6 protein-coding genes are annotated in these 2,983 nt (G+C 59.1%); 3 read left to right on the plus strand and 3 right to left on the minus strand.

All coding sequences use genetic code 11. The features are described from left to right. The coding region (locus EN750_RS26785) for a transporter associated domain-containing protein (RefSeq protein WP_281062330.1) at positions 1-211 on the plus strand (211 nt) is incomplete at its 5' end. Positions 212-238: 27 nt separating this feature from the next. Here EN750_RS26785 and EN750_RS26790 read toward each other — a convergent pair. Continuing rightward, positions 239-631: a nuclear transport factor 2 family protein gene (locus EN750_RS26790; protein ID WP_127809565.1), complete on the minus strand. Its 393-nt coding sequence runs from the start codon at positions 629-631 to the stop codon at positions 239-241. A gap of 1 nt (position 632) precedes the next feature. Continuing rightward, positions 633-1,517 (minus strand): NAD(P)-binding domain-containing protein, encoded by an 885-nt coding sequence (locus EN750_RS26795; RefSeq protein ID WP_127398417.1) that lies wholly within the window; start codon positions 1,515-1,517, stop codon positions 633-635. Between the two features lie 129 nt (positions 1,518-1,646). On the opposite strand from EN750_RS26795, the gene EN750_RS26800 reads away from it, so the two are divergent. Beyond that, complete coding sequence (locus EN750_RS26800) at positions 1,647-2,000, plus strand: winged helix-turn-helix transcriptional regulator (protein ID WP_127270482.1); 354 nt, start codon at positions 1,647-1,649, stop codon at positions 1,998-2,000. Between the two features lie 82 nt (positions 2,001-2,082). On the opposite strand, the gene EN750_RS26805 is transcribed toward EN750_RS26800, so the two are convergent. Next, complete coding sequence (locus EN750_RS26805; protein ID WP_127398419.1) at positions 2,083-2,337, minus strand: DUF1127 domain-containing protein; 255 nt, start codon at positions 2,335-2,337, stop codon at positions 2,083-2,085. A 230-nt stretch (positions 2,338-2,567) separates the two neighbouring features. Here EN750_RS26805 and EN750_RS26810 point away from each other — a divergent pair. Further along, the coding region (locus EN750_RS26810) for a transcriptional regulator (protein ID WP_145967936.1) at positions 2,568-2,983 on the plus strand (416 nt) is incomplete at its 3' end.

Consider the following 2,983-nt stretch of genomic DNA (forward strand, 5'->3'; position numbering starts at 1 on the left):
GGCCGACATTCTCGGCATCGACCTGCCGGAAAACCGCGATTACGAAACCGTCGCCGGTTATGTGCTATCGCACATGCATCATCTGCCGGCGACCGGCGAATGCGTCGACGCGCAGGGCTGGCGCTTCGAGGTGGTCGATCTCGACGGCCGCCGCATCGACAAGCTGATCGCCACCCGCCTGCCCGGCGCCCACCGCGAGGCGGTGCGCTGACATGTTCGAATGTCAGCTCTTGACCGGTTAGCTGACGCCGCCCTCTGCCAGAGATCGAGCTGGTTTCAACAAACCGAAGAAGCCAATGATGCGCGTTATCCGTTTCTGCTCCTCATCCAGAAAAGCGATGTCCAGGCCCTCGGGCAAAGACGAACCGTCAGGCATCACAAACTTCCACGCGAAGCGCGCAACGCCGTGATGAACATCCACGTTGCTGGTCCGCAGAATGCATGCACCCGGATACTTGCTCTGAATTCCTGCAATGTGGGCTAGAAGTTCTTCGGCACCAACGGCGTGAACGGTTGGATCGGTATACGTCGCGCCATCGCTCAAGATCGATAACAGCGACGCCCGCCGCTTCTCGGCGTTTTCGGTGGACCACGATGCACAATACTTATCGATGAGATGCGTCAAAGGCATGCTACTTCCCTGTCGCCAGAAATTGCGAGAGCGCGGCGAAATCATCGTGCAGGTGGCCCGCCGCTATGGCCCGTTTGAATATCGCATCATAACCATCGACTATTGAACGGTCGATTTCGCGGAACTGCATCAACTCCAATAGATGCTGCATTGCGCCGTGGTGCGCCGAGATCGACGAGAGCGTTTCGTTATCGCTGGCAAATCGGCCAGCGCTCGTCCGCTTGATGAGGTCGGTCACCAGGCCGTCAATGACCGGCGCCGTCGCGGACCACTGCCGCGCCAGTTCACCGAGTTCGATCTCTTCGGCCTGCGACACGGCGATCGCATGGAGCGTCCCGAACAGAGCGCCCCACATGAGAGCCAGTAGTGCGCTATCGAGCCCGTTCGCACGCCCTGGTTCTTCGCCAACATGCTGAACATTGCCACCCAAAGCGCGAAACACATCGCGGTTCGTGTCGAAAGCCGCCCTTGGCCCGGCAAGCAGGATGGTTCCGGCGTCCGTGCCGATATAATCCGGCGTCGCCATGATCGCGCCATCAAGGTAGCTTGCGCCGTGCTCCCTATACCATTCAGCGGCTTCCCGTGCGCCATTTGGCGTCCCGGAAGTCAACTCCACGATCAGCTTGCCGCGAATGGCTGAGGCGATGGCGTCACTGTGGAGAAGCGCTTTTGTCGCCTCATAGTCGCTGACATTCACAATGATGATCTCGCCTGCGTTCACGGCTTCCTCCACGGAGGACGCGACGATTGCGCCCAGCCTGGCGAGTGGATCGGTCTTCTGTCTGGTTCTGTTCCAGACAGTCGTCGGATATCCAGACTGAAGCAGGCTGCCGGCGAGCGCCGAGCCCATACGGCCCGTTCCAATAACCGTGATTGAAAGCTTCATTCCACACTCCATATCAATTGGCGGCGTCAGACCGCGTTTTGCTGTGATCGTCTTGAGAGGTATGTCAAAACGAGCGGCGCGCGATACGCACCCGGGCGTAAGTGGTCACCAGAAGGTAAGGAACGCGCGATGAACAATTCCGCGGACAATGGCTTTGCAGCGGCCGTCAGGATGGTCGAAGGAAAGTGGAAAGTAGATATCCTTTGCGAGCTCGGAACGGCGTCGCGCAGATTTGGTCGATTGAAGCAGGCGCTCTCTGGCATCAGTGAAAAGATGCTGGCGCAACAATTGCGAGAACTGGAGGCGGACGGCCTTGTCGACCGCAAGGTCTTTTCCGTGGTTCCAGCGAAGGTAGTCTATTCGCTGACAGAACGCGGCGCGGCGCTCAACGCAGCAGCAGGTTCACTATGTCTGTGGGCCGAGCAATTCGGCCTGCCCGGCTGCACTCAGATTACCAATGGCGTACATATGGATGCCCTCTGATGCATATCGCCCAAAGCGACCTCGGTTTGGGCGCCCATCGCGAGGCGGTGCGCTGACGCCCGACGCAATTGCGGCATTCGCTCTATCGTTCCCAGAAGGGCTTGGCGATCTCTCCCTCGACCTGCTGTATCGTCAGGCCGATATCGTCGATCAGATGCGGATTGTCCTTCGACATCTGCCTGAGTTGCCAGCGAAAGCGTATCCGTTCGCGCCAGATCCGATCGTGCCAACTCGCTATGATGCTTCGCAGGGTCTTCAGGAGCCGGCGCGATGCCGGCCGCACGGGCGTTCCCGCTCGCGCTGCACAACGCTGGGCTGATGCAAGTGTATTGGTCATGGCAACCTCCATATGGTTTGAGGGCCTGGGGCTCTCGATGAGGTTGAATTCTGCGCGATACGGACGGCGCCGTAATTAAGCCCTCCCAAATAGTTCTCAAAACTTCCAAACGAGCTAGAGCAGTTCACCGGCTCACGGAACCGGCAAACTACTCTAACCCTTTGTTTTGACGCAATTCCGAACAGAAAACCGCTTCACACTTTTCCTGGAATTGCTCTATAGATGCGCCTATGCAGGGATCGCGTTTTGCCTTTGGTCCGTTCGTGCTTGATCCGGGTGCGGGAACGCTGCTTCGGAACGACGTCCCCGTTGCCGTTGGCTATCGCGGGCTGAGCCTGCTTGCAGCACTCGTCGGGCGGCCCGGTGAAATCTTGGGGAAGGCCGAGTTGATGGACGCTGCATGGCCGGGCACGGCCGTGGAGGAAGGCAACCTCACCGTCCAGATCGCGCAGTTGCGCAAGCTGCTTGGTCCTGTCGGCGAGAACGGCGAATGGATATCCACCGTTCCGCGCGTCGGCTACCGTTTCACGGGGGCCGTCGAACAGCTCGGCGAGGCCAAGCGAAAACCCTTGCCGCTGCCCGACAAACCATCGATAGCCGTGCTGCCCTTCGTCAATTTCAGCAACGATCCCGAGCAGGATTCCTT

The sequence above is a fragment of the Mesorhizobium sp. M7A.F.Ca.ET.027.03.2.1 genome, from assembly GCF_003999175.1.
Classification (GTDB): domain Bacteria; phylum Pseudomonadota; class Alphaproteobacteria; order Rhizobiales; family Rhizobiaceae; genus Mesorhizobium.

Excerpts from the sequence above, each read along its gene's own strand:
- EN750_RS26800 (WP_127270482.1), top strand. The coding sequence starts at position 1,647 with ATGAACAATTCCGCGGACAATGGCTTTGCAGCGGCCGTCAGGATGGTC.
- EN750_RS26805 (WP_127398419.1), bottom strand. The coding sequence starts at position 2,337 with ATGACCAATACACTTGCATCAGCCCAGCGTTGTGCAGCGCGAGCGGGA.
- EN750_RS26790 (WP_127809565.1), bottom strand. The coding sequence starts at position 631 with ATGCCTTTGACGCATCTCATCGATAAGTATTGTGCATCGTGGTCCACC.
- EN750_RS26795 (WP_127398417.1), bottom strand. The coding sequence starts at position 1,517 with ATGAAGCTTTCAATCACGGTTATTGGAACGGGCCGTATGGGCTCGGCG.